This is a genomic window from Streptomyces sp. NBC_01275, assembly GCF_026340655.1.
GTDB lineage: Bacteria > Actinomycetota > Actinomycetes > Streptomycetales > Streptomycetaceae > Streptomyces.
Genome location: NZ_JAPEOZ010000004.1, coordinates 1 through 3,219 on the forward strand (window position 1 = coordinate 1; position 3,219 = coordinate 3,219).

General features: G+C 73.9%; 2 protein-coding genes. Both read left to right on the top strand.

Annotated features, from left to right (window positions below; translation table 11 throughout):
- Window positions 1–2,806, top strand: a 2,806-nt coding sequence (locus OG562_RS45875; protein WP_266409967.1) for a type I polyketide synthase, incomplete at its 5' end; no start/stop codon positions are given.
- Between the two features lie 90 nt (window positions 2,807–2,896).
- Window positions 2,897–3,219 (top strand): beta-ketoacyl synthase N-terminal-like domain-containing protein (locus OG562_RS45880; protein ID WP_266409969.1); only part of this gene is annotated, 323 nt, incomplete at its 3' end.

Below are 3,219 nucleotides of genomic sequence, written 5' to 3' on the forward strand. Positions count from 1 at the left end.
CTGGCTCGACCCCACCCCCGCGACCGACCTGACCAGCACCGGCCTGACCCCGACCGACCATCCTCTCCTCACCGCCGCCACCACCCTCCCCGACCTCTCCGACCTGCACACCGGCCGGCTCACCCCCCACACCCACACCTGGCTCGCCGACCACGCCGTCCACGGCACCCCGCTGGCGCCCGGCACCGCCCTCCTGGACCTGGTCCTCCACGCCGCCGCGCACACGGACGCCCCCTACGTCGAGGAGCTCGCGCTCCACGCTCCCCTGCCCCTCCACCCCACCGAGTCCCAGACTCTCCAGCTCACCACCACCGCGCCCGACCCCCTCACCGGACACCGGGCCCTCGCCCTTTACACCACCGCCGACCACCGCGCCTTCACCCATCACGCCACCGCGACTCTCACCCCCCGTCCGGTCCCGGCACCGGACGTCCGTCCCTGGTCGGACGCCGAGCAGCGGGCGCTCGCTCCGGTCGAGGGGCTGTACGAGCGGCTGGCCGAGGTCGGGTTCGGGTACGGTCCCGCGTTCCGCGGTCTGCGGTCCCGGGGGCGGATCGGCGCGGACGTGCTCGCGGAGGTGGGGCTGCCGGAGGAACTGCGTACGGACGTCGGCCGGTTCGGAATTCATCCCGCGCTGCTGGACGCCGCCCTGCACGCCTGTCTGCTGGACGGCGCGGACGGCGTACGGCTGCCGTTCGTGTGGAGCGGGGTCACCCTGCACGCGACGGGCGCCGACGTCCTGCGCGTACGTCTCTCGCCGGTCGGGACCGACTCGCTGTCCTTGACCGCCTTCGACGAGGCCGGGCATCCGGTGGTGTCAGTCGCGTCGGTGACGCTGCGGGCGGTCACGCCGGAGCAGTTCCGGGCCGCCGTACGGGCGCGGCGGCAGGACCCGTTGTACGAGGTGCGGTGGGCGCCGCCGCCGGAGGGCGGCACGGCTGGGTCGGGCGGTGCGGGGACGGCCGTCCTCGTCGGTCCCGTGCCGGCGGGGTTGTCGGCGGGGCTGCCGACGCCGTCGTACCCGGATCTCGGGGCACTGCTCACCGACGGCAAGGCGGTGCCGACGGCGGTGGTGGTGGGCTGTGCGGGTGATCCGGACGAAGCCTCCGTGGAGGCGGCCGTGCACACGGTGCTGGGCCGGGCGCTGGAGTCGCTGCGGGAGTGGCTGGCGGACGAGCGGCTCTCGGGTTCGCGGCTGGTGCTGCTCACCCGAGGGGCGGTCGCCGTCCGGGAGGGTGAGGGCGTCTCCGACCTGGCTGCTGCGGCCGTATGGGGGCTGGTGCGTTCGGCGCAGTCGGAGCATCCGGGCCGTCTGGTGATCGCCGACGTGGACGAGGATCCGGAGTCGTACCGGGCGCTGACGGCGTTCCTGGAGCACCGGGGCGCGGCGGAGCCGCAGCTCGCGGTGCGTGCGGGCGAGGTGTTCGCGGCGCGACTGGGCGAGGTCGAACTGGTCGAACATGTCGCGTCGGCGTCCACGGATCCCGAGGCTGGGGCCGGTGTGTTCGACGGTGACGGAACGGTGTTGATCACCGGCGGCACCGGCACCCTCGGCTCGCTCCTCGCCCGCCACCTCGTCACCGACCACGGCGTACGCCACCTCCACCTCCTCAGCCGACAGGGGCCCCACGCCCCCGGCGCCCACCGCCTCCGCACCGCCCTCGAAGACCTCGGCGCCACCATCGCCGTTACCGCCTGCGACGTCTCCGATCCCACATCGCTCACCCAGGCACTCGCCCGCATCCCCCACGACCACCCCCTCACCGCCGTCGTCCACACCGCCGGCGCCCTCGACGACGCCACCCTCGACGCCCTCACTCCCTCCCGCGTCGCCACCGTCCTGCGGCCCAAGGCCGACGCGGCCTGGCACCTCCACCACCTCACCCGAAACCACCGCCACCCCCTCAAAGCCTTCGTCCTCTTCTCCTCGGCGGCCGGTGTACTGGGCCAGGCGGGACAGGCGAGTTACTCGGCCGCCAACGCCTTCCTCGACGCGCTCGCCGTGCAGCGGCGGGCCGAGGGGCTGCCGGCCCTCTCGCTCGCGTGGGGCCTGTGGGCGGACGCCAGCGGTATGACGGGGCATCTCGGGGAGGCCGACCTGCGCCGTCTCCGTCGTACCGGACTCTCCGGGATGGCGTCCGAGGAGGGTCTCGCCCTGTTCGACGCGGCCTTGCGCACCTCCGCCGCGCAACCCGACCGTGCGGTCCTGGTTCCCGCGCGCCTGGATCTGACGGCGGCGCGGGCCGGGGGCGAAGTGCCCGCGCTGCTGAGCGGTCTGGTGCGGCCCGCCGTACGGCGGGCGGCGACCGGGGCCGGGACGGACGCCGACGGAGGGAAGGGTACGGCGGCCCTGCGCGACCGGCTCGCGGGGCTGGCGCCCGACGACCGGGGCCGGGCCCTGCTCGACCTGGTACGTCGTCATACGGCGGTCGTCCTGGGCCATGCGGAGCCCCGGCGCGTGGATCCCGAGCGGGGCTTCCTGGACGTGGGCCTGGACTCGCTCACCGCGCTCGAACTGCGCAACCGGCTGGGCGCCGAGGCCGGGCTGGTCCTGCCCGCCACGCTGGTCTTCAACCACCCCACACCGGCGGCCGTGGCCCGTTTCCTGGACGGCCGGCTCTTTCCGGAGCAGGAACCAGCAGAAGCGGCTTCCCTGCCGTCCTACGACGTGGAGGGGACGTACGCCGACGCCGCCGACGGCATCGCGGTCGACCCCGTCGACCCCGTCGACCCCATCGACCCCATCGAATCCATCGACTCGATGGACCTGGACGACCTGATCCGGGCCGCGCTCCGCGACACGTAGCCCGCCCACGCACCACCCCACACACCCTCCTCAGTCTCCCTACCCCATCGTTCCCGGACGTGCCGTAGTCCCAGAGCCTCGGAGATTTCGTTGACCGCGTCGAATGAAGAAGTCGTCAAGGCGCTGCGGGCCTCGCTCAAGGAAGCCGAGTCCCTGCGACAGCAGAACCGTGTGCTGGCCGACGCGGCCCACGAGCCGATCGCGATCGTCGGCATGGCCTGCCGCTACCCGGGCGACGTCGCCTCCCCCGAGGACTTGTGGCGGCTGGTGGCGGAGGGCGTCGACGCGATCTCCGCGTTCCCGCAGGACCGCGGTTGGGACGTGCCCGGCCTGTACGACCCGGACCCCGAGAGCGTCGGCCGGACCTACACCCGCTCCGGCGGGTTCCTGAACGACGCCGCGCTCTTCGATCC